Source organism: Variovorax sp. Root318D1, assembly GCF_001424835.1.
Taxonomy (GTDB): domain Bacteria; phylum Pseudomonadota; class Gammaproteobacteria; order Burkholderiales; family Burkholderiaceae_C; genus Variovorax.
Genome location: NZ_LMCQ01000004.1, coordinates 40,652 through 65,769 on the forward strand (window position 1 = coordinate 40,652; position 25,118 = coordinate 65,769).

The 25,118-nt window shown below is 65.5% G+C and carries 23 protein-coding genes and 1 pseudogene; 13 read left to right on the top strand and 11 right to left on the bottom strand.

What is annotated here, in order from left to right:
* Positions 1-1,995 carry an aconitase family protein gene (locus tag ASC78_RS05250; RefSeq protein ID WP_055797436.1) on the bottom strand — a complete coding sequence of 665 codons (1,995 nt, stop codon included), beginning with the start codon at positions 1,993-1,995 and terminating at the stop codon, positions 1-3.
* Positions 1,996-2,248: 253 nt separating this feature from the next.
* Here ASC78_RS05250 and ASC78_RS05255 point away from each other — a divergent pair, with 253 nt between their 5' ends.
* Positions 2,249-3,259 carry a Bug family tripartite tricarboxylate transporter substrate binding protein gene (locus ASC78_RS05255; RefSeq protein ID WP_055797438.1) on the top strand — a complete coding sequence of 337 codons (1,011 nt, stop codon included), beginning with the start codon at positions 2,249-2,251 and terminating at the stop codon, positions 3,257-3,259.
* A 148-nt stretch (positions 3,260-3,407) separates the two neighbouring features.
* On the opposite strand, the gene ASC78_RS05260 is transcribed toward ASC78_RS05255, so the two are convergent.
* On the bottom strand, positions 3,408-4,205 hold the full coding sequence (locus ASC78_RS05260; RefSeq protein WP_055797442.1) for an IclR family transcriptional regulator: 798 nt from the start codon (positions 4,203-4,205) through the stop codon (positions 3,408-3,410).
* A 149-nt stretch (positions 4,206-4,354) separates the two neighbouring features.
* Between ASC78_RS05260 and ASC78_RS05265 the strand changes: the two genes are divergently transcribed.
* The 8 genes from ASC78_RS05265 to paoC all read left to right on the top strand — a co-directional run bounded on the left by ASC78_RS05265 (position 4,355) and on the right by paoC (position 12,438).
* Positions 4,355-5,299, top strand: coding sequence for a Bug family tripartite tricarboxylate transporter substrate binding protein (locus ASC78_RS05265; RefSeq protein ID WP_235505001.1), 945 nt, complete (start codon positions 4,355-4,357; stop codon positions 5,297-5,299).
* A 48-nt stretch (positions 5,300-5,347) separates the two neighbouring features.
* The gene (locus tag ASC78_RS05270; RefSeq protein WP_055797461.1) at positions 5,348-6,037 is read left to right on the top strand and encodes an RraA family protein; all 690 of its coding nucleotides are present in this window, start codon (positions 5,348-5,350) and stop codon (positions 6,035-6,037) included.
* On the top strand, positions 6,034-6,960 hold the full coding sequence (locus tag ASC78_RS05275) for an NAD(P)-dependent oxidoreductase (RefSeq protein ID WP_055797465.1): 927 nt from the start codon (positions 6,034-6,036) through the stop codon (positions 6,958-6,960). Before ASC78_RS05270 ends, ASC78_RS05275 begins: the two co-directional genes overlap by 4 nt.
* Before the next feature lie 80 nt (positions 6,961-7,040).
* Entirely contained in the window at positions 7,041-7,355 is a 315-nt protein-coding gene (locus tag ASC78_RS05280; RefSeq protein WP_055797468.1) for a hypothetical protein, read from the top strand.
* A 147-nt stretch (positions 7,356-7,502) separates the two neighbouring features.
* The gene (locus ASC78_RS05285; protein WP_055797470.1) at positions 7,503-8,468 is read left to right on the top strand and encodes an AraC family transcriptional regulator; all 966 of its coding nucleotides are present in this window, start codon (positions 7,503-7,505) and stop codon (positions 8,466-8,468) included.
* Positions 8,469-8,636: 168 nt separating this feature from the next.
* On the top strand, positions 8,637-9,275 hold the full coding sequence (gene paoA / locus ASC78_RS05290) for an aldehyde dehydrogenase iron-sulfur subunit PaoA (RefSeq protein WP_055797473.1): 639 nt from the start codon (positions 8,637-8,639) through the stop codon (positions 9,273-9,275).
* A complete protein-coding gene (locus tag ASC78_RS05295) occupies positions 9,272-10,222 on the top strand; it encodes an FAD binding domain-containing protein (RefSeq protein WP_055797477.1) in 951 nt (316 codons plus the stop codon). Before paoA ends, ASC78_RS05295 begins: the two co-directional genes overlap by 4 nt.
* Before the next feature lie 5 nt (positions 10,223-10,227).
* Complete coding sequence (gene paoC, locus ASC78_RS05300; protein ID WP_055797480.1) at positions 10,228-12,438, top strand: aldehyde oxidoreductase molybdenum-binding subunit PaoC; 2,211 nt, start codon at positions 10,228-10,230, stop codon at positions 12,436-12,438.
* 10 nt (positions 12,439-12,448) lie between these two features.
* Here paoC and ASC78_RS05305 read toward each other — a convergent pair whose 3' ends face one another.
* The 3 genes from ASC78_RS05305 to ASC78_RS05315 are packed head-to-tail and all read right to left on the bottom strand — an operon-like array spanning position 12,449 to position 16,340.
* Entirely contained in the window at positions 12,449-13,906 is a 1,458-nt protein-coding gene (locus ASC78_RS05305; RefSeq protein ID WP_235504991.1) for an MFS transporter, read from the bottom strand.
* 4 nt (positions 13,907-13,910) lie between these two features.
* Entirely contained in the window at positions 13,911-14,882 is a 972-nt protein-coding gene (locus ASC78_RS05310; protein WP_055797483.1) for a Bug family tripartite tricarboxylate transporter substrate binding protein, read from the bottom strand.
* Between the two features lie 48 nt (positions 14,883-14,930).
* Positions 14,931-16,340, bottom strand: a complete 1,410-nt coding sequence (locus tag ASC78_RS05315) for an amidase (RefSeq protein WP_200934266.1) — start codon at positions 16,338-16,340, stop codon at positions 14,931-14,933.
* Between the two features lie 48 nt (positions 16,341-16,388).
* On the opposite strand from ASC78_RS05315, the gene ASC78_RS05320 reads away from it, so the two are divergent.
* Positions 16,389-17,351 (top strand): LysR family transcriptional regulator, encoded by a 963-nt coding sequence (locus ASC78_RS05320; protein ID WP_235504992.1) that lies wholly within the window; start codon positions 16,389-16,391, stop codon positions 17,349-17,351.
* A gap of 16 nt (positions 17,352-17,367) precedes the next feature.
* Here ASC78_RS05320 and ASC78_RS05325 read toward each other — a convergent pair whose 3' ends face one another.
* The 5 genes and pseudogenes from ASC78_RS05325 to ASC78_RS05340 all read right to left on the bottom strand — a co-directional run bounded on the left by ASC78_RS05325 (position 17,368) and on the right by ASC78_RS05340 (position 22,453).
* The gene (locus ASC78_RS05325) at positions 17,368-18,603 is read right to left on the bottom strand and encodes a dienelactone hydrolase family protein (RefSeq protein ID WP_055797492.1); all 1,236 of its coding nucleotides are present in this window, start codon (positions 18,601-18,603) and stop codon (positions 17,368-17,370) included.
* Positions 18,604-18,646: 43 nt separating this feature from the next.
* Positions 18,647-19,171: a flavin reductase family protein gene (locus tag ASC78_RS27890; protein ID WP_235505002.1), complete on the bottom strand. Its 525-nt coding sequence runs from the start codon at positions 19,169-19,171 to the stop codon at positions 18,647-18,649.
* A pseudogene (locus tag ASC78_RS28280) lies at positions 19,145-20,380 on the bottom strand (styrene monooxygenase/indole monooxygenase family protein); the annotation flags it as partial. The pseudogene ASC78_RS28280 and the gene ASC78_RS27890, both read right to left, overlap by 27 nt.
* A gap of 14 nt (positions 20,381-20,394) precedes the next feature.
* Positions 20,395-21,633, bottom strand: a complete 1,239-nt coding sequence (locus ASC78_RS05335; protein ID WP_055797498.1) for a styrene monooxygenase/indole monooxygenase family protein — start codon at positions 21,631-21,633, stop codon at positions 20,395-20,397.
* A gap of 28 nt (positions 21,634-21,661) precedes the next feature.
* A complete protein-coding gene (locus ASC78_RS05340; RefSeq protein WP_055797500.1) occupies positions 21,662-22,453 on the bottom strand; it encodes an SDR family oxidoreductase in 792 nt (263 codons plus the stop codon).
* 181 nt (positions 22,454-22,634) lie between these two features.
* On the opposite strand from ASC78_RS05340, the gene ASC78_RS05345 reads away from it, so the two are divergent.
* The 3 genes from ASC78_RS05345 to ASC78_RS05355 are packed head-to-tail and all read left to right on the top strand — an operon-like array spanning position 22,635 to position 24,582.
* Positions 22,635-23,633 (top strand): AraC family transcriptional regulator, encoded by a 999-nt coding sequence (locus tag ASC78_RS05345; RefSeq protein WP_055797505.1) that lies wholly within the window; start codon positions 22,635-22,637, stop codon positions 23,631-23,633.
* A 50-nt stretch (positions 23,634-23,683) separates the two neighbouring features.
* Complete coding sequence (locus tag ASC78_RS05350; protein ID WP_055797508.1) at positions 23,684-24,175, top strand: helix-turn-helix transcriptional regulator; 492 nt, start codon at positions 23,684-23,686, stop codon at positions 24,173-24,175.
* Positions 24,172-24,582 (top strand): VOC family protein, encoded by a 411-nt coding sequence (locus ASC78_RS05355; protein WP_055797511.1) that lies wholly within the window; start codon positions 24,172-24,174, stop codon positions 24,580-24,582. Before ASC78_RS05350 ends, ASC78_RS05355 begins: the two co-directional genes overlap by 4 nt.
* Here the strand turns inward: ASC78_RS05355 and ASC78_RS05360 are convergent.
* Positions 24,564-24,875: a hypothetical protein gene (locus tag ASC78_RS05360; RefSeq protein WP_055797514.1), complete on the bottom strand. Its 312-nt coding sequence runs from the start codon at positions 24,873-24,875 to the stop codon at positions 24,564-24,566. The genes ASC78_RS05355 and ASC78_RS05360 overlap by 19 nt on opposite strands.
* Positions 24,876-25,118: the final 243 nt, after the last annotated feature.

Genomic DNA, 25,118 nt, shown 5'->3' on the forward strand with positions numbered 1-25,118 from the left:
TCATTTCCCCAGCGGAAGGCCTGCCTTGTCCGCGGCGATGGCTTGCTCACCGAAACGCGACTTGAGTTCGGCAAATGACAACAACTCGCCGCCGATCGCACTTGCCGCAACGGTAGGCGGACTGGCAAGCCAGATCTGACCCGGACCAGAGCGACCGGGGAAATTGCGGTTCTGCGCGCTCACCGTGACTTGGTCGGGCCTCAGCGACGCTCCCGGGCCGGAGTTGGCACAAGCGCCGCAGTCGGGCAGAAGGACGGTTGCGCCGACCCGCTGAAACGTCTCCGAATAGCCCTTGGCCTCGCAGTAGTCGCGGACCGCCATCGTGCCGAACTGAAGGTAGAACTCGACGCCCTCGGCCACCCTCATGCCTCGGTCGGCCGCCCAAGATAAGACGGCATGATAAGCATCGAAGTCTTCTCGCTTCCCGCCGGTACATGACCCCGCAAAGGCGATGTCAATTTTCGGCCGTTCGGGCAGGCTGGACAGTGGGACGCCGTTCCCGGGATCGCCCGGTGCAGCAACCATCGGGGACAGAAGGGCTGTCTCGACAACGATGGTGTCCGAATAGCTCGCGCCCGGGTCACTCTTCATCCAGGGCTCGAGCGTAAAGTCAATGCCGCGCCTTTCACGCAGGAACTCGCAGGTCTTCTCGTCCGGCTCGACAATCCCAGCAAACCCGCCGAGTTCTGCCACCATGTTTGTCAAGGTCGTCCGCTCGTCGATCGACAAATAACGCATGCTCGTGCCGGAGAACTCGAATACCTTTCCGAGCCCGAGTCCTCCTCGAATCTTGGGATGCGCGAGCAGGTTCAAGGCGAGGTCCTTGCCGGTGATGCCTGCCGGAACCTCGCCATTGAACTCAATCCGTAGCGTTTCGGGCACCGTGATACGCACTGCGCCCGTCAGCATGGCGCTGGCCATGTCGGTTGTGCCCACTCCGAAGGCCAAACAGCCAAGGGCTCCCGAATGAGGAGTGTGGGAATCAGTTCCTACCAATACTTGGCCAGGTAGCGCATATCGCTCTGCCATGAGGGGATGACAGATGCCCTCGGACCCGCCGGGGCCAGGCAGGTAACCGTGTGAACGAATGCCATACTCCTTCAGGAACTCTTCGTGGGTTTCGTGCATGACTCTCATGCGCACCGGCGGTTTACCTGGATGAACGTATTTGGGATGCCGATTGATATACGAAGCGTGCTCGGCGAATCCCAAGATGGAGGGGACGTCAACGAGCTTCAACGGCCGGCCAAAGGCGGCATGCATCATGTGAGCTGCCATTCCGGTATAGACCTCGATGATGTAACGCCAGTCCGCGCGGACGAACGCGCCTTGTCCTGGAATCAGCTCGCCACTGGTGTGATTGGTTTCAACCACGTTCCGCGCCAATATCTTTTGCGTGAGCGTCAAGGGTCGGTGATCGACCTCCGACACGTGACTGCGTCGTACCGATTTCAAGTGCTCGCGCCCATAAAGGAGCAGCCCGCCCATGCGCAAGATGGAGGCCGCCAACTTGTCCCGCGGCGCAAGCAGTTCTTCGATCTCGATTGGCTCGCCACGCTGAATGCGCTCAATCAGACCAAAATCCGTTGAGGTGTAGAGGCCGACGTTGTCAGCGTTCTGGCGGTAGATTCGCTCGAAGCTTTCGGCGATAACCAAGCGTATCCCCGCATATCTCTCGGCCACTGGACTATGCTCACGCGAGGAGCCTTTGCCATACCGTCGACCACCGACGGTGACTGAAAATTTCCCCGCGAGCGCGGCATCCTTGTTGATGGGTTGGGTGTCTCCGGCGCTAAAACCTGTGTAGACGTGCCGGCCCAACTGCTCATCGACATAGATCAAAGATGGGCCCGGCGTAATCTCGTCAGTCGAGATGTCATTGCGCAGTTGCCCCGCATCGCTGAGGCTCAGATTCGTGCCGGACAGCTGGGCTCGCACCTTTTCCTCGTCATTGCAAAGAAAAAGAATACGGCCAGGAAGTTCGAGGTAGGTCATTGGTGTCTCTCCATTCCTGCGAGTCTAGGTTTCGACGCGAGGATGAAGGACTTCCCATTGCGCAGCCTCCCGTTCTCCAAATGCGAAGTCGCCCGCCTGCGCTCGACAAGGCGCGCGTGGCGTTCCGCGAATCAGCCCTGCGCGCTTCTCCGTTCGCGAATGGCCAGTTGATGAATGACCATCGTGGCGGCAGTAGCCGAAATTAGGATCCCTGCGAGCACCGTTCGATCCACAAATACTCCAGGAGACAACCTTGAACCATTCGAAGACCCAGCCCGGTCGGCGTGTCCTGACGAAGACCATGTTGACCGCCCTGTGCTCCGTCATCCTAGCGATGGTTGGAGCGGACACATGGGCGCAGACAACATACCCCGACAGGCCGATCAAGTGGGTGGTCCCGGTCCCGGCGGGCGGCGGGATGGATGCGGTGACACGGATCGTGTCCGCGGGGATGGCCACCGCCCTGAACCAGCCGGTTATTGTTGACAACCGCACGGGCGCCGCAGGTACGATCGGGACCGGTTATGTCGCCCAGTCCGCGCCGGACGGCTACACCGTCTTGACGATTGATAACTCACTCTTCACGACCGCGCATCTGGTTTTCAGCAAGCTGGCGTATGCCGCACCAAAAGACCTGAAACTCGTCGCCACGCTCGTGCGCATTCCGCTCGTGCTGGCGGTGCCTAGCGACAGCCCAAGCAAGAACTTTCAGGATTTCATCCAGTCCTCAAAGGACAACCCAGGAAAGATCAGCTACGGTTCCCCCGGCGTCGGATCGCCTCTGCACGTGGGGATGGAACTGCTGCAGACGCGGACTGGCACGAAGATGCAGCACGTGCCCTATCGCGGAATGGGCAACATTCTGACGGACCTGTCGACTGGAACAATCGGAGCCGCATTAGTCGACTTCGGCTCCGCGAGATCCTTCGCCGCGTCCGGACGGATCAAGATCCTCGCAGTCGCCACGGAGAAGCGGCTGTCCCAACTGCCTGCCGTACCCACCCTCGACGAACTCGAGGTCAAGAATGTCCCCATCTCACTCTGGTTTGCGCTTGCCGTTCCGGCAGGCACACCCGAGGCCGCGGTGACGCGCCTGGCGCATGCCGCGCAGTTGTCCCTTGAGTCGCCGGAAGCCAAGTCAAAGTTCGAAACTATCGGCGCTCAGGTTTTCCTCAAGACTGGTTCCGAGGTAACTGCATTCAGCCGCGAGCAAGTGGCCTTCTGGGAAAGCATTGTCAAGCCAATGGCGATCAAGCTGGACTGAGCGTTTCGTGGGAGGACCCACCACGCGCACTAGCTCGGTCGCGCCCAGCGAAGCGCTTCAACACATGCCGCCGCGGATACCCCAATCAGGACGCAGTGCTGAACTCCGGCCCCAAGCGGCGCTTCGCCCGCGGCGATGGCGTCCCACGTCAATGCGGGTGCCACGAAGAGACCACCCTTGGCGTCTGCGGGGTTGAACTGCCAGCAAGTGCATACGACAACTCATTTGCGGCCTTCATGATCGTCTTGGCGTATCGAATCAACTTGTTCTTTGGCAAGCGTTCCGCTGGTCCCGAGATGCAGACTGATCCGAGCAGTCGCCAGTTCAAGCCGAACACAGGCGCGGAGACCGTCGCCACACCTTCCTCGCGTTCGCCGATGGAGAAGTGGTATCCGTGCTGTCGAATTTCCTCGTAGATGGCGCCGGGCTCGCCCGAGAAGGCCAAGATCACGCGGCCCGGTGAACCCTTGTCGAGGGGGAGGGCCGAACCCATCCGCGCATGGTGCCGAATTGGCTGCGGTCCCTCGACGCGCGCAATGCACGTTCGGATGTTTCCTTCGCGCACGTAAAACGCTGCGCTTTCGCCAGTGGCCTGCGTCAATTCGAGCAGCATCGGCTCGACGACATTGTTGACGTCGAACGCGGCCTGATAGCGCGCACCGAGCCAGCCCGCGGCTGGCCCCAGGCGCCATTCGCCGTCCTCCCGCTGAACCACATAGCCGCTGAGAGCGAGGGTCCGCAGCAGGCGCAAGGCTGTCGTCTTGTGCATGCCGCTGCGGCGCGTCAGCTCGGCCAGGGACAGGCGCTGGTCCTGCATGCCGAATGATTCGAGCAGCTGGAGTGCCCTCGTGACGGCAGTGACGCCGCCCGGCTGCTCAGGATCGGACGCATCGGTTTCTGCAGCAGGAGGGGGCGCAGGCTTGTTGCTCGCTTTGGTTCGTACCATGGTTCGCGGTTCACACAGTGGACCCCCATTGTATCTACCGGAACGCAAAACTACAGTTCGCTCAAGCCCCGAACGGGCGATGAACAGTCAATTACGAACCGGAGACAACCGTGAAGATTTCGAAGCTCGCATCCTCTCGCCGCGCCGCCTTGGTGGCGGTCGTGGCATTCGCCTCCTGCGCCGCATTCGCGCAAAACTATCCCGCTCGTCCGATCAAGCTGATCGTTCCTTTCCCGGCAGGTGGCGGCACGGACGCCGTGGCGCGCGAGGTGGCCAACAAGGTGGCCACGCAGCAGGGCTGGACGATGATCATCGACAACAAGCCAGGCTCGGGCGGCAATCTCGGCGTCGATGCGGCGGCCAAGGCGACGCCCGACGGCTACACCATCGTCCTCGGCCAGACGAGCAACCTGGCGATCAATCCGACGCTCTACGCGAAGCTGCCTTACAACCCCGTCAAGGACCTCGCGCCGATCGGCCTCGTCGCAAGCTCGCCGCTCGTGCTCGTGGTCGCGACTGACTCGCCCTACAAGACGCTCGCGGACCTGATCGTGGCGGCCAAGGCCAAACCGGAAGCCATCAACTACGCCAGCTCGGGCAGCGGAACCGTCGCCCATCTCGCGGTCGAGCAGTTCCAGAAGATCGCCGGCATCAAGCTCACCCACGTACCGTACAAGGGAGCGGCGCAGGGCGCCACCGACCTGATCGGCGGTCAGATCCAGCTCTACATGTCTTCGATCCCGACCCTGATCGGCCACATCCGCAGCGGCAAGATGCGCGCGATCGCGGTCACCTCGCAGCAACGCATCAACGACTTGCCCAACGTGCCGACGGTGAGTGAGTCCGGCTACAAGGGATTCGAAGCCGTGACATGGTTCGGGCTGGCGGGGCCTGCGGCGATGCCCAAGGACGCAGTCGTCAAGCTCAACGGGGCCTTCAACAAGGCACTTCAGGACCCCGAAGTCAAGAAAAAGCTTGAAGGCCAGGGCGTCGAGGTGCTCGGCGGCACGCCCGAGCAGTTCGGCAAGCTGATCCAGGATGACATCGGCCGCTGGGGCAAGGTCGTCAAGGAGTCCGGGGCCAAGGTGGACTGACCGACAGCCCAGGCCTCAACTTCCCCATCTACGTACCGAAAGACCATCATGAGCGACCAGCTTCCCGAAATCATTCGCGACTTCTCGCGCGTTCCCGCCGCCATCGTTGCGCAGGCCGCAGAACTTCAGCCCGCCATCCTGGCCGACGTGGCCGGCCGCCGCGGTGCGATGAATGGCCGCATCAAGGCGCTTCGCCCCCGCATGAAGGTGGCCGGCACCGCCTTTACGGTCGAGGTTCGCCCCGGCGACAACCTGATGATCCATGCCGCGATCGCCATGGCCAAGCCCGGCGACGTGCTGGTCATCGACGGAAAGGCCGACCAGAGCTCCGCACTCATGGGCACGATCATGATGACCGCATGCAAGAAACTCGGCATTGCGGGCGTGGTCATGGACGGCGCATGCCGCGACAGCCTCGAGATCGACGAGATGGACTATCCGGTGTTCTCGGTCGGCACCAATCCAAACGGACCCACCAAGAGCATCGCCGGCCGCATCGGGCACCCTGTGTCGGTCGGAGATGTGACCGTCCGCCCGGGCGATTTCATCATCGGTGATGGCGACGGCGTGGTCGTCGTCGAGCGCGAGAAGATCGAAGCGCTGCTTCCTCTGGCGGCAAAGAAGGTCAAGGACGAGGCGGCCCGCATTGCCGCCATCCAGGAAGGCGACACCGCTGCCAAGTGGCTCGATGGTGCGCTGCGCACGGCCGGCGTGCTGAAAGAGGGAGAGACGCTGTGAGCGCGATTCTCGTCACCGGCGCCGATTTGGCGCCCCAAGCCTTGAGGCTGCTTGAAGGCCACGACGTGGTGTACGCGGGCAAGACCCCCACGGAGGCCGATCTTGTCGCGCTGTGCCGCGGTCATGACCCCGTGGCAATCATCGTCCGCTATGGCAAGGTCGGCAGCGCGGTGATGGACGCCGCGCCGTCGCTCAGGGTCATCTCCAAGCATGGCAGCGGCACCGACACGATCGACAAGGCTGCGGCCAAGGCACGGGGAATCGAAGTGGTCGCAGCGACTGGTGCCAATGCCGCTGCGGTCGCCGAACAGGCTCTCGCCTTGCTGCTGGCCTGTGCCAAGTCGGTGGTGCAGTTGAATGCGCGCATGCACGAGGGCCATTGGGACAAGGCAACGCACAAGAGCCTGGAATTGGGCGGTCGAACCATCGGACTGATCGGGCTCGGCGCCATCGGCTTGCGATTTGCACGCATGGCCGATGCGATGGGCATGAAGGTCATTGGCTTCGATCCGTTCGCCAAGAACCTGCCGAACTATGTCCGGAGCGTTGAGCTGCCACGAATCTGGAGCGATTCCGACGTCGTCTCTTTGCACTGCCCCCTGACCGACGAAAACCGCGGCCTGCTCAATGCAGACACGCTGGCGCGATGCAAGGCCGGTGTCATCGTGGTCAACACCGCGCGAGGGGGATTGATCGACGAGGCCGCGCTGTTGATGGCGATCCGATCTGGCCACGTGGCCATGGCCGGGCTCGACAGCTTCGCGGTGGAGCCCATGACGCCGGGTCATCCGTTCCAAGGTGAGAAGAACCTGGTACTCAGTCCGCACATCGGAGGCGTCACGAGCGATGCCTACGTCAACATGGGGGTCGCTGCTGCGAAGAATCTGTTGGAAGTCTTGGCCCGGCAGGGTGCGCCTGCTTAAATCGCCAAGCGAGGTGGTGCGCTAACCGGGCAGCGCCGCGTCCGACACCGCGCCGGCCAAAGATGCCCGACCATCGGCTCATGCCATCGCTTCGAAGCATTGCCGTGACCGTTGTCGAAGACAAGGAGGGTGCCTACCGCTGGCGCCTTGTCGAACTCGAAGACGAGGGTTGGCGGGTGCTGGGCCAGCAGTCTCGATCGACGAAGACCTACAAGGCCGCGATGGCGGCCGGCCTCGTCGAACTGCAGAAGATGATCGAGGATCTCGACGTGGGCCCGCGCGGAGATGAGCCCGAACCCGAACCTGAGCCAAAGACTGAGCGGGAGCCCGAAGAGGGCAAGAAGAAAAGCGGCGCGGCTTTCGGATTCGGTTTCGGGCTGCCGAAGATCGGCTAGCTCGGCAAGACAGGGACACAGCCGCCGCTGCTCGCGCCCGGATTGCGCACTTCGCTGGATTTCTTGCCTGATCCTCTGGCGTAGCTCCTCTTTTGTGGATGGAGATTGGCTTGAGAGTTAGAGTCTTGCGCGGAGGCTTCGAGCAACATGGCATCCAGACAACCACCCGACGCAGCCGCGGAATGCACATCGCTACAGCAAGCAATGGCGCACATCATCGGCGCGCGCACTCCGGGGACGGGCGACTTCGCAACCCCGATCCCCGGGCTCGGCTTCTTCCGGCGCGATTGCCCCGCGCCGCCTGCCGCCTGCATGATCGAGCCGAGCATCGTCCTGGTCGCCCAGGGCGCCAAGCAGATGTGGGTCGGCGGCGAGGCCTATCCCTATGACACCTCGCAATTCCTCGTCACCTCGTTGAACCTGCCCGCCAATTCGGAGGTGAGGGTGGCAAGCCCAGAGCAGCCTTGCCTGGGCCTGGTGCTGAAGCTCGACGTGCGCGTGGTGGCCGAGCTGATTGCGCAGGGCGGCCTTCCGTCGCATCGCGATCGCTCAGTGGGCGCCGGCGTGGGTATTGGCACAGCAACGCCTGCGCTGCTGGCGCCCATCGCGCGCCTTCTGGAGTTGCTGGACGAGCCCGCGGCCATTCCCGTTCTCGCGCCGATGATCCATCGGGAAATTCACTACCGGCTTCTGGGGAGCGATCAAGCGGGCAAGCTGCGGCAGATCGCCTCGGTGGACGGACAAGGCCATCGGATTGCAAGGGCCATCGACTGGCTCACGCTGAACTACGCCCTGCCGCTTCGCGTCGATGAACTCGCGGTCCGCGTGCAGATGAGCGCACCGACGTTTCACCATCACTTTCGGCAGCTCACCGCGATGAGCCCGCTGCAGTACCAGAAGTGGCTGCGACTGAACGAAGCCAAACGGCTGATGCTGAACGAGCACCTGGATGCGGCCAGTGCGGCCTTCAGGGTCGGCTACGAAAGTCCCTCCCAGTTCAGCCGCGAATACAGCCGCATGTTCGGCGCCCCGCCCAAGCGCGATATCGGCGTGTTGCGCGGGGGAGCCAGGGGTATCGATGGGCGCGAGCAAGGGCTGGCGAATCTCGCGTGAGAACTTTGGTCCGCAGCCCATTGCGGACTCAGCGGATCGGGCAAGAAAACGAGCGGAATGCTCTATCAATCGCCGCGCAGCTCTAGAAAAATGGCGATCAGGGCGCCCGCTTCCAGGCGGAGCTTTCCCTCCCACGACTAGCCCGAACTTCGAACAACAGGAGCTGACATGGACAGTCCCACGACCCCCTTGATCTCGCGGCGCGACGCACTCATCGTCGGAGCCGCCACCGCCGCGGCGGTTTCCTCTTCGGCGCCCGCCGCGGCAGCGCCTGCGGCCTCGGCCATGCCGATACCGCGCGCAAAGCTGACGCTGAACGTCAACGGCCAGGTTCATTCGCTGGAGCTCGATACGCGAACGACCTTGCTGGATGCGCTGCGCGAACACCTGCACCTGACCGGCACCAAGAAGGGCTGCGACCACGGCCAGTGCGGCGCCTGCACCGTCATTGCCGACGGAAGGCGGATCAACGCCTGCCTGACGCTCGCCGTCATGCATGACGGCGGGCAGGTCACCACCATCGAAGGGCTCGGCACGCCGCAGAAGATGCACCCGCTGCAGGCCGCATTCGTCAAGCATGACGGCTACCAGTGCGGCTATTGCACGCCTGGGCAGATCTGCTCGGCGGTGGGCGTGCTGGACGAAATCAAGCGCGGGGTACCGAGCCACGTGAGCGCCGACCTCACCGTGCGGCCGCTGCTGTCGGCCGACGAACTGCGCGAGCGCATGAGCGGCAACATCTGTCGCTGCGGTGCCTACTCCAACATCGTCGATGCCATCACCGAAGTGGCGGGGAGCCGGACATGAAGCCATTTACCTATGAGCGCGCGCAATCTCCTGCGCAGGCTGCGGCGGCTGTCGCGCGGAGCCCGGGTGCCAAGTTCATTGCGGGCGGCACCAACCTGCTGGACCTGATGAAGCTGCAGATCGAGGCGCCCACGCACCTGGTCGACGTGAACGGCCTGGCGCTGGACAAGATCGAACCCACGTCCGAAGGCGGCCTGCGCATCGGTGCCATGGTGCGCAATACCGACCTGGCCGCCGATGAGCGCGTGCGCCGCGACTACGGCGTGCTCTCGCGCGCGCTGCTGGCCGGCGCTTCGGGTCAGTTGCGCAACAAGGCGACGACGGCGGGCAACCTGTTGCAGCGCACGCGCTGCCCCTACTTCTATGACACCGACCAGCCCTGCAACAAGCGCCAGCCCGGCAGCGGCTGCAGTGCCATCGGCGGGGTTACCCGCCAGCATGCGGTGATCGGCACGAGCAAGACCTGCATTGCGACGCATCCGAGCGACATGGCGGTGGCGATGCGCGTGCTCGACGCAGCGGTCGAGACGGTGCGCCCCGATGGCCGCACGCGCGTGATCCCGATTGCCGATTTCCATCGCCTGCCGGGCGACACGCCGCACATCGAGACGGCACTGGAGCGGGACGAGCTGATCACCAGCGTCACGCTGCCAAGGCCCATCGGCGGCACGCAGATCTACCGCAAGGTACGGGACCGCGCCTCGTATGCGTTCGCTCTCGTTTCCGTCGCCGCGATCGTGCAGCGCGATGGCTCGGGCCGCGTGGCCCTCGGCGGCGTGGCGCACAAGCCGTGGCGCGTCGAGGCTGCCGAGGCCGCGATGCCGCAGGGCGCGAAGGCCGTGGCGGCGCAGCTGCTGGCCGGCGCGCAGCCGACGCACGAGAACGCATTCAAGTTGCCACTGGCCGAGCGCGCGCTGGCCGCGGCCCTGGTGCAAGCGAGGAGCTGAACATCATGAAATTCGACACACCCGCCACGACCAACCCCATCGACCAGCTCAAGATCATCGGCAAGCCGACCGACCGCATCGACGGGCCGCAGAAAACCACCGGCACCGCACGCTACGCCTATGAACGCCACACCGAAGTGCCCAACGCCGCCTACGGGTACGTGGTGGGCGCCGGCATCGCGAAAGGCCGCATCGCCTCGATGGACCTGAATGCCGCGCGCGCAGCACCGGGCGTCCTGGCCATCGTCACCGCGCGCAACGCGGGCAAGCTGGGCAAGGGCGACTTCAACACGGCCAAGCTGCTGGGCGGGCCCGAGATCGACCACTACCACCAGGCAGTGGCGCTGGTGGTTGCCAATACCTTCGAGCAGGCGCGTGCCGCGGCGCAGCTGGTGCGCATCGCCTACACGCGCGCACCGGGCCGCTTCGACCTGGCCGCCGAAAAGGATGCGGCGCAACTGCCCAAGGCCAATCCGTTTTCCGGCGAGCCGGAAACCAAGACGGGAGATTTCCCCGGCGCATTCGCCGCGGCCGCCGTGCAGATCGACGCGAGCTACACCACGCCCGACGAATCGCACGCGATGATGGAACCGCATGCATCCATTGCGCAATGGAAGGGCGACAAGCTCACCCTCTGGACATCCAACCAGATGATCGCCTGGGGCGTCGGCGACGTGGCCAAGACGCTGGGCATTCCCAAGACGAACGTCCGCCTGGTCTCGCCTTTCATCGGTGGCGGCTTTGGCGGCAAGCTGTTCGTGCGCGCGGACGCAGTGCTTGCCGCGCTGGGCGCGCGGGCGGCCAAGCGGCCCGTGAAGGTGGCCTTGCAGCGACCATTGATGATGAACAACACCACGCACCGGCCGGCGACCATCCAGCGCATCCGCATCGGCGCCGCCAGGGACGGCAAGATCGCCGCCATCGCCCACGAGGGCTGGTCCGGCGACCTGCCGGGTGGACAGGCGGAAACGGCGGTCAACCAGACCCGGCTGCTGTATGCCGGAGCCAACCGGCTGACCACCACGCGGCTCGCCGTGCTCGACCTGCCCGAGGGCAACGCCATGCGCGCGCCCGGCGAGGCGCCGGGCATGATGGCGCTGGAGATTGCCATGGACGAGATGGCCGAGAAGCTCGGCATCGACCCGGTCGAGTTTCGCGTGGTCAACGACACGCAGGTGGATCCCGAGAAGCCGGAGCGCCCCTATTCGCAGCGCAAGCTCATCGAGTGCCTTCGTACCGGCGCCGAGCGCTTCGGCTGGAGCAAGCGCAACGCGGCACCGGGACGGCAGCGCGACGGACGCTGGCTCCTGGGAATGGGCGTGGCCGCCGCGTTTCGCAACAACCTGTTGGCGAAGTCGGCCGCGCGCGTGCGCCTGGACAACCGGGGCATGGTCACGGTGGAAACCGACATGACCGACATCGGCACCGGCTCGTACACCATCATTGCGCAGACCGCGGCCGAGACGATGGGGCTGCCGCTCGACAAGGTGCTCGTGCGCCTGGGCGATTCGGCGTATCCCGTTTCGGCCGGTTCCGGCGGGCAGTGGGGGGCCAACAACTCGACGTCGGGCGTCTATGCGGCGTGCATGAAGCTGCGCGAAGCCGTGGCAAGCAAGTTGGGCTTCACCGCGGCGGGCGCGGAATTTTCAGACGGCATGGTGAGGTCCGGCGAACGCGTGGTGCCAATTGCAGAAGCGGCGGGCGCGAACGGCCTGGTGGCCGAGGACGGCATCGAGTACGGCGACCTCGACAAGAAGTACCAGCAGTCCACTTTCGGCGCGCATTTCGTGGAGGTGGGCGTCGATGCCGCCACCGGCGAGATACGCGTGCGCCGCATGCTCGCGGTTTGCGCCGCCGGCCGCATCCTGAATCCCAAGTCGGCCCGCAGCCAGGTGATCGGCGCGATGACGATGGGCGTCGGCGGCGCGCTGATGGAAGAGCTGGCGCTCGACAAGCGGCACGGCTTCTTCGTCAACCACGACCTGGCGGGCTACGAGGTGCCGGTGCACGCCGACATTCCGCACCAGGAGGTGATCTTCCTGGACGAGACCGACCCGATCTCTTCGCCGATGAAGGCCAAGGGCGTGGGCGAACTCGGCATGTGCGGCGTTGCCGCCGCCGTGGCCAACGCGGTCTACAACGCGACAGGCGTGCGGGTGCGCAACTATCCGATCACGCTCGACAAGCTGCTCGATCGCCTGCCGCCGGTGGCGTGAGCTGCGGAGATCACGCCACTGTGGCCGCCGCCGGGGCGCCTCGGCGGCGAGCGCTCGCGATCAGGGCCGCGCCGGCCAGGCAAAGAAGCGCAAGCACGGCCAGCGCGGCACTGGCGCCTTGGGTGAAGGCGGTCACATCCGCGCTGGAGAGTGGCCCCGTGCCGCCGCCATGTCCCATGATGATGCGTTGCGAACCGGAGGGAAGCTGTGCCAGCGCCACGCTGAGCGTGAGCGCGGTGCCAATCATGATGCCGGTGTTCTGCAGCGTCGACCGGACGCCGTTGGCAATGCCTCGGCGCTGGGGCATCACGCTCTGGAGGATCGATGCGTTGTTCGGCGTCACGAAACTCCCGATGCCCAGGCCCAGCACCCAGAGGCACATCGACAGCTGCACGGCGCCGATCGTGGGCCGCAGCAAAACCGCCAGCAGCGTCAATGCGCATGCGGCAAGCAGCATGCCGCCCACGCAGATGGATTCAGCCCTGAGGCGCCGAAGCAGGACGCCCGCCACGGGCGCGGCCATCAGCATGCCCAATGCCACGGGTGCGATGCGCAGTCCCGCCTCCGAGGGCTGCAGGCCCAGGCAAGCTTGCAGGTACAAGGCCACCAGCAGCAGGGGCGCCGCCTGCGCCATCGACAGGAGCAGGATGCCGGCGTAGGCGATGCGGCGCGCCGGATCGCCGAAGAGCGACGGGTCGACCAACGGGCTGGCCACGCGCATCTGAACGGCTGCGAAAAGGCCAAACGCGCAAAAACCAATGAGCATGAAGGCCCACACCGGCGTGCTCGTCCATCCGCGGGTGCCGGCCATCGAGAGTGCATAGGTCACGCATCCGATGCCGATGAGGGACAGCGCTGCGCCCGCCAGGTCGAAGCGCTCGGGCTGGGCAGCCGCATTTCGGGGCAGCACCTTCCACGACCACGCCAGCACGCAAAGCCCGATGGGCACGTTGAGCATGAAGAGCGCGCGCCAGCCCCACCACGACACGACGAAACCGCCGGCCAGCGGGCCCACGACCTGGGCCAGGGCCGCGACCATGGCGAGCATGCCGAGTGCCAGCCCCATCTTGCGGCGCCCGAACGCATCGCCCACCAATGCGCTGGCGTTGGCCATGACGCCGGCCGCGCCGATGGCCTGCGCCGTGCGGCTCGCAAGCATCAGCTCGGCGGTCGGCGCCAGGGCGCACGCCGCGCAGGCGGCCACGAAGAGCGACAGGCCCGCAAGGAAGAGCCGGCGCCGTCCCCACAGGTCGGCGAGCCGTCCGAAGCTCAGGATGCAAACCGTGCTGACCAGCATGTACGACAGCAGGATCCAGCTCGCCTGCGTAGGCGAAGCGCGCAAGCTGTGCGCCACGGCAGGCAGCGCGACGTTGAGTGCGCTGAGATTGAGAAAGCACAGCAGCGCGCCCGAGCTGGCGGCAACGAGCACCGCCCAGCCGGCCTTGTCCTGCGCGTCGTCGGCCATCATCGATTCAGTCTTCGCTCTTGAACCGCGATGCCTGGACGATGGGCCGCCAGTACGCACTGTCCTCGCGCATGATGCGCTTCAACTCCGCGCCGGGGAGCCCCGTCGGCTCGAGGCCCATGCGTTCGACCTGCGCGCGCACCTGCGCGTTGTGCATGGCGGCGACGAAGGCGGTCTCCAGCTTGGCAACCACTTCCTTCGGCGTCCCCGCGGGCACGAAGGCGGCATAGGAGGCGTTGGCGCGGTCGAAGGCGTCGTAGCCCGCCTCCTTGATCGTCGGAACGTCGGGCAGCAAGCTCTGGCGCTTGGTGCCTGCAACGCCCAGGATCCGCAGCTTGCCCCCGCGGTGGAGTTCGAGCTGGCTTGCCAGCGCGTCGGTGCCGAGCGGCACGTGGGATCCGACGATGTCGGTGGCAAGCGGCGCACCGCCTTTGTAGGTGACCGGCGCCAGCGGCACGCCGATGGCCTTGGACAACTGCAGCACGCTGAAGTGCAGGCCGCCTCCGAGGTTGGTCAGTCCCACCCCGCCGCCGGCCGGATTCTTCTTGACCCAAGCAACGTATTCGGGAATCGTCTTGAACGGCTGGCCTGCGCCCGCTGAAATCACGCTGGGCACATTCGCCAAGTGCGCGACAGGGATGAAGTCCCTGTCGACGTCGTAGCTCAACCGCGCATAGGTCATCGGAAAGAGCACGAAGGGAGGCGTCCCGCTGAGCAGGATGGTGTGCCCATCGGGCTTTGCGGACTTCACGGCCTCGATGGCAATCCGGCTCGATGCACCGGGCCGGCTTTCCACCAGCACGGGCTCCTTGAGCGTGGTGCGCAAGTCCTCGGCCAGCGAGCGCGCCAGGTTGTCGAGCGCGCCACCGGGTGGAAAGCCGATGATCAGCCGGATGGGCGCGCCGTTGTCGGCCTGCGCAGCCGCGCCGATCAATGCAATCGACGCTCCGAGGAAAAGTGTCTTGAGGAACGAGGCCATGGTGGAGGTACCTTCAAAAGTTGAGAACGGAACAGGACGGGGACGGACTCAGAAGGCGAGGGCCGGCAGCGCGTTCGCGGGACGGTGCGCGGCTTCGAAAGACGACGCGGCCTGCAGCAGCTGCTGGTCCTCGCGAAAGCGGCCGACCAGCTGCATGCCGATGGGCAGGCCGTCGCGGCCTGCACCGCACGGCAGGCTGATGGCGGGATGGCCCGTGAGGTTGAACGGCATCGTCCACGGGAACCAGTTCGGCCGCACCTCGGCATACGCTTCGCCATCGATCTCGATGCTGCCGAACAGGTCCTGGTCGATCGGCAGGGCGGTGCGCGAGAGGGTGGGTGTGAAGATGAAGTCGTGGGTCTCCAACTGGGCCTGGACCTTGCGAAAGAGCGCGGTCCTGGCAAACATGGCCTGCTGGAAGGCGACGCCGTCGACGTGCTCTGCGAGCGCGAGCTGCTGCAGCAGCGAGGGGCTCAACGCGCCGGCATGTGCTTCGGCCAGTGGCGCGAAACGGCCGCGCCAGCTGGTGTGGTTGATGACCCGCCACACCGGCTCGACGTCATAGCCCTCGCTCGACATCTCCTCGAGTTGCGCGCCCATCGCGCGCAGGGTGGCAAGCGCGGCCTCGAAGGCGGCGGCTACGTCGGCGGAGATCGGTCGCCCCTCGAGCCTCGCGGAATACAGAACCCGTTTGCCACGAAGATCGCCGGCGGGCTGCAGCGCGTCGAAGTAGCGCTGCGCCGGCACGCCCAGCGACCACGGGTCGGCCCCATGGGCACCCGTCATGGCCTGCAGCATGAGCGCCGTGTCGGCCACGTTGCGCGTGGTGGGCGTCACATAGGTGTAGTTGCCGAAGGCATCCTGCACTTGGCTGTGGGGCACCACGCCCAGGCTCTGTTTCAGGCCGACAACGCCGTTGCATGCGGCCGGTATGCGCGTTGAGCCGCCGCCGTCGGTGGCAATGGCTAGAGGCGCGACACCCGCCGCCATGGACGAGGCTGCCCCGCCGCTCGAGCCGCCACTGGTGCGCGTGGCATCCCATGCGTTGCGGGTGCTTCCGAAAAGAGGCGCATCGGTCAGGCACTTGGCGCCAAATTCGGACGTGGTCGTCTTGCCGATCAGGATGGCGCCCGCCTCGCGCATGCGCGCCACGGCCACGGCATCCTGCGTGGGAACGTGGTCGCGGTGCAGTACCGAGCCATAAGTCGTGCGGACGTTCGCGGTGTCGACGATGTCCTTCACCGTGAAGGGCAAGCCGTGCAGAAGGCCCGGAGGCTCGCCCCGCATCAGCGCGGCTTCGGCGGCCTTGGCCTCTGCCATCGCCTGCTCATGGCAGAGCGTGATGAAGCAGTTCAGGTACGGCTGGACCGCATCGGCGCGGCGCAATACTTCTTCGACGATCTCCACCGGCGAGAGCTTCCGCTGCGCAACGAGCATGCGCATCGTCCCAGCGGACATTTCGCAGATCTCGGATTTCGGAAGACGAGGAAACTTTTTCATGTGTAAATGATCGATGCGCCGCACCTTCGGGTCCAATACTGTTTTCTTGAAAAGGCATATGCACAGCGTATGGCAGCACCTGACTTCAGAACGCTCCGCTACTTTGTCGCCGTCGCCGAGGAACGCAGCGTCGGAAAGGCGGCACGTCGGCTCAACATGGCCCAGCCGCCGCTGTCGGTTCACATCAAGAATCTGGAGGCGTCGGTGGGCACGCCGTTGTTTCGCAGGGCGGCGCGCGGCATGGAAATCACCGACGCTGGCCATGCGCTTTTCCAGCGGGCGAAGGAAGCACTGCTGCTTGCCAATGAAGGATTCGACGCCGCGCGGGCCATCGGCTCGGGCAGCAGGGGACGACTCACGGTCGGAACCATGGTCGTGCTTTCCTACCTGGTGCTGCCACGCCTGGAGAACGCGCTGCGCGCGAAGCTGCCGGACGTGGAGATCCAGTACGTAGAGCTCAATGCCGCCAACAACGTCTCGGCCATCGCCGATTCGCAAGTGTCCGTGGCCATCTGCATTCCGCCCCTCGCCCACGCGGGCATTGCGGTCGAGCGCATCGGCACTCAGCCCTTGATGCTGGCCGTGCGTGCGGATTCACCCTTGGCCCGAATGGCCAGCATTCCACTGGCGCGGCTGTCAGGCATGCCCCTCATCGGGCTCCCCGTGCCCGATGGCGACGTCGACAAATCCATCATCGCTTCGATGCTCAGGCGGCACGATGTGAGCATGCCGATCGCGCAGCGCGTGGAGACCATGGTGTCGGCGTTGGCGCTCGTGCTGGCGGGCAGGGGCGTGGCCATCTTGCCCGCCTGCGCGCGTATCGGCCGGCCGCCGGGCGTGGTGTTCAGGCCTTTGCGCAACGTCGACGCGAAGATGGACATCGCCGTGTGTTGGCGCAGCGATTGGCAGAGCCCCCTGATCGAGCCTTTCCTGGCGTGCGCGCGGGCGTCCGTGCGCCAGTCGGCCTAGCCGATAGTGCGTGCCCTCATCGCTGCAGCAAGCCGTTCGATGGCAGCGTCTCGTCCAGCAGCTTGCGCGCCGTCTCGACGCCGGCCACCGGCAGCAGTTTCGGATCGAGCAGGCCCACCTGCACCAGCACGCTGGCCTGGTCCCAATAGATGTGCTCGTGGTAGAGCTTGTCGCCGCGGAACTTGACCACCGCCAGCAACGGAATCTCCACCCGCTTTCCGGTAGGAGGAACGCCCGGCAGCATCCATGGGATTTCCGTGGTGTGCGTGAAGCAGAACAGCATCTCGTCGACCACTTGCGTGGCGCCCACGGTGCGCGAGACCGGTACCAGGGAGGTATCGGGCGGATTGCTGTTGACGAAGTGGTTCGTGTAGAAGTGGTGCAGCGCCTTGTAGCCCACGCCGCCGGTCATGGTCGGAATGTGGTTGACGTAGGGCTCCGGCACCATCGTTTGCATGGTGTCGTCGACGTTGCGCGTGCCGAACTCGTATTCGCAGTGCTTGTCCCATAGCGCGGCCAGGTCGTGGTGCGGACCGATGGCCGACTTGAGCGTGGCGATGCTGCGCTCGTGGGCCATGAGCGCCGAGGGGCGGTGGTAGTGCTCGCCGCCCGTGCGTGCAAAGGCGTGGTCGACACCCGGGTACACGTGCACCTCGACGTTCGGCCGGACGCGCAGCGTCTGCACGATGCGTTCGCGTGCCTCGGGCGGGCAGAAGCCGTCGAGCTCGGCCACATGCAGGGCGAGCCGGCAACGGATGTTGTCGGCCTCATCCAGCGCCGCATCGATGCCCACGCCGTAGTAGCCGACGGCGACGTCCGCATCGGTGCGGCAAGCCGCCAGGTAGGCCAGCTTGCCGCCCAGGCAGAAACCGAGCACGCCGACCTTGGCGTCCTGAACTTCGGGCCGCTGGCGCAGCGTGCTGATGGAAGCCTGGATGTCTTCCATGCCACGGGCCTCGTCAAAGCCCTGGTACAGCGCGAATGCGCGTTGCCAGTCGTCCGGCGAGTAGCCCAGTTCGACGTCGGGCTGCTGGCGCCAGAACAGGTCGGGCACCAGCACGACGTAGCCTTCCTCGGCGTAGTAGTCGGCCACCTCTCGCATCGTTGCGTTCACGCCGAAGATCTCCTGCGCGAGCACCAGGCCCGGGCCGCTGCCCGAACGTGGCACGGCGAGGTAGCCGCTGAAATTGCCGCTGCCGTCGGTGGCCGGGATGCGGATTCGGGGCGTAGCGCCGGGTGCTTTTTCCTGCATGTGAACTGCTCCGTTCAAGGGTGGGAGGATGCGGGCCATGCGTTCATTGCACGCATTCCGGGTGTCGCGTCGTCACCTGGTAGTAGCCCGAATGAAAAACCAGCGGCTCGCCATCGAAGCGGTCGTAGCGCTCGACTTCACCGATGAAGATCAGGTGGTCGCCGCCATCGTACTGCTTCACGTTGCGGCAGATGAACCGGGCGATGACGCCATTCAGCAGTGGCACGCCGGCCGCGCCGTCGCAGCATTCCACCCCGCCGAACTTGTCCGCCTGCGGTGTCGAGAAGTGCCGCGACAGGTGATGCTGGTCGGCCGCCAGCACGTTGATCGCGAAATGGCTGGCGCCGGTGAAGTCGGCCACGCTCGGCGCCTGCCGGGCCAGGCTCCACAGCACCAGCGGCGGGTCCAGCGACACCGACGAAAACGAATTGGCGGTCATGCCCACGCGGCGGCCGTCGATCGACCGGGTGGTGATGACGGTCACGCCGGTGGTGAACTGTCCGAGCGCCTTGCGGAAGTCGCGCCGGTCGAAGCGGTCGCAAGCTGCCTCACGCGCCCGGGTTTCCAGGAAGCGGTCTGCCTCGGCGGCATCGAACCACCAGGGTGCGAAAACGCGCGGGTCATCGAAGCCGTTGGCGATGGTGCTCGCAACCGCGGTCAGTTGGCTCGCGCTCTGCAGCAGCTTCTGCAAGTGCGGCTTCGGCGGCGCGAGCAGGCTGTGGGTCCAACAGGTGGCCCAGCGGGCATAGCCTTCCCAGTAGCGGTCGAAGGTCTCCTGCATCCACGCCGCGTCGAACGGTGCATCGCCGTGTTCGAGGATCCGTTTCAGGTAGATGTCGGCGCACTTGGCCGCGTTGTTGGCGCCCTGGCCGGTGATCGGATCGTTGAGCACCACGGCATCCGCCAGGCCCAGCACCTTGCGCCCCGAGGGCAGTGTAGCCACCGGCTTGCGCACCGTCGGCGTGAAGCGACCTGCGAGGATGCCGTTGTCATCGGTCAGCTCGATGTCCGTGCAGCGTTCTGCTTCCCAGGGCAGGAAGGTGTCGAGAATCCACCTGCTGCGCGCGAGATGCTCCTGCGGCGTCTTCACGTCCGCCCAGCAATCCATCGGGCCGCCCGGCACACCCTCGAACACCATGATCTCGCAAGGGCCCGTGGTGGTCAGCGCCGGGAACACGAAGTATTCGCCCACGCCGGGGATCAGGTTGAAGCACACGCGCGCATGGGGCAGGGCGGGCTTCATTCCCTTCACATAGGTGAGTGCCAATACACGCTGAGGCTGGTCGAATGGCGAGCGCTCGGCGTCGCGCTCGAACAGTTGCGAAATCTCGCCCTTGCCACTGGCGACGACGACGAGATCGTGCGCCGCCGCGCAGGCTTCCAGCGCGGCGAGCCCGACGTCCTGCAGCACCAGCCGGCCGCCGCGCTTCTCGAACTCGGCCATCCAGGCGGGTATCTTGAGCCGCTGGTCGACCGACTGCGCGGGCCCGTCGAGCCTCGCGCTCCACTCGATGGACTTGCCGCTTTCCGGGTTGCGCACTGCGAAGCCGATGCCTTCCACAGCGGGGCATTCGTCCGCCCACCAGTCCAGCTGCAGTTCGCGTTCGGTCTGCAGTGCGGTCTCGAACATGCACTGGCTGGACATCACCGGCCCTTCGAAGATCTCTTTCGCCGTGCGGTTCGAAAAAACTGTCACCTCGTACCCCGCGCGCTGCAGGCCGAGCGCGAGCTGCATGCCGGACTGTCCGGCGCCGACGATGGCCACGCGTTGCGTCATGGGTTCACTCCTGGCTACGCGACGGCCGCGCAGGTTTCGATGTAGCGGTCCGCTTCCGCGGGATCCGCAAACCACGGAAAGAAGGTGCGCGGATCGTCGAAGCCGTTGGCGAAGGCGCTGGCCAGCGGCGGCATGGCGCCGGCACTGCCGAGCAGCTTGAGCACATGGGGCGGCGGCGGTGCCAGCAGCATGTTGGTCCATTGCGTGACCCATTGCGCATAGCCGAACCAGTAGCGGTCGAAGGTCTGCTGCATCCACGCCGCATCGGCCGCGCCATTGCCGCGCGCGGCGATGCTCTTCAGATAGGTATCGGCGCATTTGGCCGCGTTGTTGGAGCCCTGGCCGGTGATCGGATCGTTGAGCACCACCACGTCGGCCAGGCCCAGCACGCGGCGCCCCGAAGGCAGCGTGGCCACCGGCTTGCGCACCGTCGGCGCGAAGCGGCCCGCGAGGATGCCGTTGTCGTCGGTCAGCTCGATGTTCCCGCAACGCGCGGCTTCCCATGGCGTGAAGGTGTCGAGAATCCGCTTGCTGCGCGCGAGGTGCTCCTGCGGCGTCTTCACGTCCGCCCAGCAGTCCATCGGGCCGCCCGGCACGCCCTCGAACACCATGATCTCGCAGGGCCCCGTGGTGGTCAGCGCCGGGAACACGAAGTATTCGCCCACGCCCGGAATGAGGTTGAAAGACACCGCGGAGAAAGGCGCGCGTGGCGTCATTCCCTTCACATAGGTCAGCGCCAATGCACGCTGCGGTTTGTCGAAGCTGGACTTGTGGGCGTCGCGCTCGAAGAGCTTCGAAATCTCGCCCTTGCCGCTGGCAACCAGCGTGAGATCGTGGCTTTGGGTGCAGGCCTCGAGTTCGTCGATGCCGGCGTCCTTGAAGACCAGTTCGCCGCCCTTCTTCTGGAACAGGTCCATCCAGGCGGGAATCTTCACGCGCTGGTCGACCGACTGCGCGCTCGAATTCAGCCGCGCGGTCCAATCGATGGCCTTGTCGCCCTTTTGCTCGGGGTGCGGCACCGCCAGCCCGATGCCATCCACGGTGGGGCAGTCCTGCGCCCAGAGGTCCAGGCCCAGGTCACGCTCGATCTGCAGCGAGGTGTGGAACATGCACTGGCTCGACATGACCTTGCCGCGGCGGATGTCCTCGCCCGTGCGGTTGCTGAACATCGTGACCTCGTAGCCTGCCGCGAGCAGTCCGAGACCCAGTTGCAGGCCCGACTGGCCCGCGCCGACGATGGCGATTCGCTTCATTGCTTGCTCCTTGATGCTCCGTTCGGAGCTAGTCCATCAACTTGGGAATGGCGGGCACGGCCTGCTCGGGACCCATGGCGGCATAACCGCCGTCCACCGCGTAATCGGAACCGGTCACAAAGCTCGCATGGTCCGAACAGAGAAACAGCACCACCTGCGCCACCTCGTCCGGATCGCCGACGCGCCCGAGCAGATGGAAGGGCGCTGCCACGCGGTCGGTCTTGGCGCGGTCGCCGCCGCTGAGCCGGTCCATCACGGCCGACCATGTCCAGCCTGGCGACACGCTGTTCACGCGGATGCGGTCCGGCGCCAGGTCCATCGCCATGTTGCGGGTGAGCTGCGCCATGGCGGCCTTGCTCACCGGATAGAGCCAGCGCCCCGTCTGGGCCACGCGCGACGAGATGCTCGTGAAATTGACCACCGCCCCGCCGCCGGCCGCGACCATGTGAGGGTGCACCGCCTGCAGCATGGCTACCGCGCTTGCCACGTTCACGTTGAACGAAGCGAGCCAGTCGGCGCGCGGCGACTTGAAGCCGTCGTCCAGGTAGGAGCACGCCAGGTTGATGAGAAAGTGCACACCGCCGTGCCGCGTGGCCGCCTGTGCCACGCAAGCCTGCACCTGCGCGTCGTCGGTGATGTCGGTGCGCATGAAGTGCACGCCGGTGCCGAGCGAGTCCGCCAGCGCCTGGCCGTTGTCGGCATCGATATCGGCAATGACGACCCTCACGCCGGCCGCGTGCATCGCGCGCACCACGCCGGCGCCTATCAGCGTGGAGCCACCGGTGACGATGGCGCTCTTGCCTTCGAGTCCCTTGAACATGACGCTTGCTCTCCTCGGTTGATCGGGCAGGCCGGGTTGGCCTGTGGAGCGAACGTTATGGGAGAGCAGGCCCTTGGCGAATCCCGCAAACGCAAGGCCGTGTCCCTGGCGCGCAGGTTTTTTATCGAGGGCTGGTCCGAATTGTGGGCGGGGATGGTTTTTGCTAGGGTGCCTTGGCCCCATGGACACCGCCACGACCCCACCGCTGCCGCTGCAGCGCTACCGGCTTTTCGAGAGCCACGACATGGACGAGGCCCGCGAAAGCGTGGCCCGCGTGTTCTGCCCGCACGGGCTGGTCATGCTGCGGCCCCGCACCGAGCTCGACGCCTGCCATCACAGCGCGCGTCTCCATCGGGACGTGAGCCTCAACTATGTGCAGTACGGCCCCGGCGTGCAGATCGACCCCGGCTACCTGCAGGAGTTCTTCCTGTTGCAGATTCCGTTGCGCGGCGGCGCCGAGATCCGCTGCGGCGCGCAGCATGTGGACGCGACGCCTCGCCTGGCCTCACTGCCTTCGCCGACCGAGCCGCTGTCGATGCGCTGGGCCGACGACAGCCCGCACCTCATCGTGCAGCTGTCGCGCTCCGCGCTGCTCTCCCGGCTCGAAGCCTTGCTCCAGGCGCCCGTCAGGCAGCCGCTGGTGTTCGACCTCGGCGTGCCGCTCGATAACCCCGCCCTCGCGCCCATGGTGCACTTCATCGACTATCTGCGGCTTACGCTCGATGCTGGCAACGCACTGCAGGCCGGCGGTCGCCTGGCCGAGCATGCCGAGGAGTACCTGATGGCCAGCCTCTTGATGTCGGCGGGGCACAACCACTCACGCCCCCTGGCCGGCGACGCGCAGCGCAGCCTGCTGCCGCGCGTGGTCCGCAGGGCGCAGGAATACATGGCGGCGCATGTCGAGCAACCCTTGTCGCTGGCCGACGTCTGCCGCGAAGTCGGCTGCAGCGCGCGTGCGCTGCAACTTGCGTTTCGCCAGCATGCGGGCCTGGGTCCGATGGAGTTTCTGCGCGAGCTGCGCCTGGACAAGGTGCGCGCTGAGTTGCGAGTGTCGGGCCATGGCGGCGTGCGCGACGTTGCGCAAAAATATGGTTTTCTTCATATGGGCCACTTTGCAGCGCAGTACCGAACCCGCTTCGGCGAGCGACCCTCGGAAACGCGAACGCTGCGAGCCTTCTGACGCATGACCGTTGCAGGTCTGATTGAAAACGCGAGCCCGCGCGTGCCCGCATGAGCGTAAGCCCTGCCACCCAGGACCCCGACCTGTTGCGCCGCTTGTTGCGCGCCAAAGACCGCATGGATGCCGCATCGCACGAGGAGTGGCCCGTCGGACGGCTGGCGCAGGTGAGCGGCGTGTCCGAAGCCCACTTCGCGCGGTCGTTCAAGCAGGCCTTCGGCATTCCGCCACACCGCTACCTGCTCACGCGGCGCATCGAGCGCGCAATGGCGCTGCTGCGCGACACCGACCTGCCCATCACCGACATCGCCTTCGACACGGGCTGGGCGAGCCTGGGCACCTTCGGGCGCACTTTCCGCGACATCACCGGTGAAAGCCCGAGCGCGGTCCGCGCGCGCGGCAAGCCGGCGGCGCACGAGATCGGCCGCGTGCCCGTCTGCATTGCCAACGCCGCGCGCCGGCCCGATCTCACGACCGCAGTTTCGGAGAAGCGGCGCCTCGAGGCCGGCGGTACAAACGAGCCCCAACAACAGGAGAGTCCATGAAAGAGGGTATTGAAGTCGTCGGTTTGTACGTGCGCGATCAGGACGAGGCGCTGGCGTTTTATGTGGAGAAGCTCGGCTTTCGCGTCCATACGGACGTGAAGAACGGCGACTATCGCTGGCTCACGGTGCAGCACCCGGAGCAGCCGTCGTTTCAGCTCGGCCTGGTCACGCCTGGGCCGCCGGTGCTCGATGCAGCAACGGCGCAAGCCGTGCGCGCCCTCGTGGCCAAAGGCGCAATGCCGCCGCTCGTGCTGACGGTGGCCGACTGCCGCGCTGCCTACGGCCGCATGCTTGCCGCGGGGGTCGAGTTCACGCAGGAGCCGGTGGACCGCTTCGGCACCGTGGACGCCGGTTTTCGCGACCCGTCGGGAAACGGCTGGAAAATGATTCAGGGACGCGTGCGTTGAAACACCGGGACGTGCACGTCCCATTTTTGTGCGGGGCTCGCGGTCCGGGTGCATTCCACCGCGATGACCCGGCGGCTGCGTTTCAGTAGCTTGCTTTCGGCACTGGTGTCGAACCACCAGATCTCATGCCACCGTGCCTTCAGGGGGACGGCACATCGAGGAACGAGAACTTTCAGATTCGGATCCAGCGCTTTCCATTCGTTCTGGGGGTTTCTTGCGTTTTCCTGGTCCACGAAATTGCGCGCTTCCTCCCGTATCTCGTACAAGCCGTGCACCGCGTCGTTGGAACGCATGTCCTCGATGCCCGTCGATGAAAAGCAGTGTGTCGCCCAAATGAGCAGACACAAGGGCGGGACGTTGTGATGGATGTGCATGTAGTTCGCGCCGAGGTGTTTTGGTTAACGGACCGCTGCTACGATCACAAGTGTCGACTGTCAGAAGGATTGAGTCCCGCGTCCCATGGAGTCAAATACTTGCGCGCCGATCAAATACCGCGCTAGGAAACCGTTGTTTTACTTTGGTTGGAATTCTCTGGG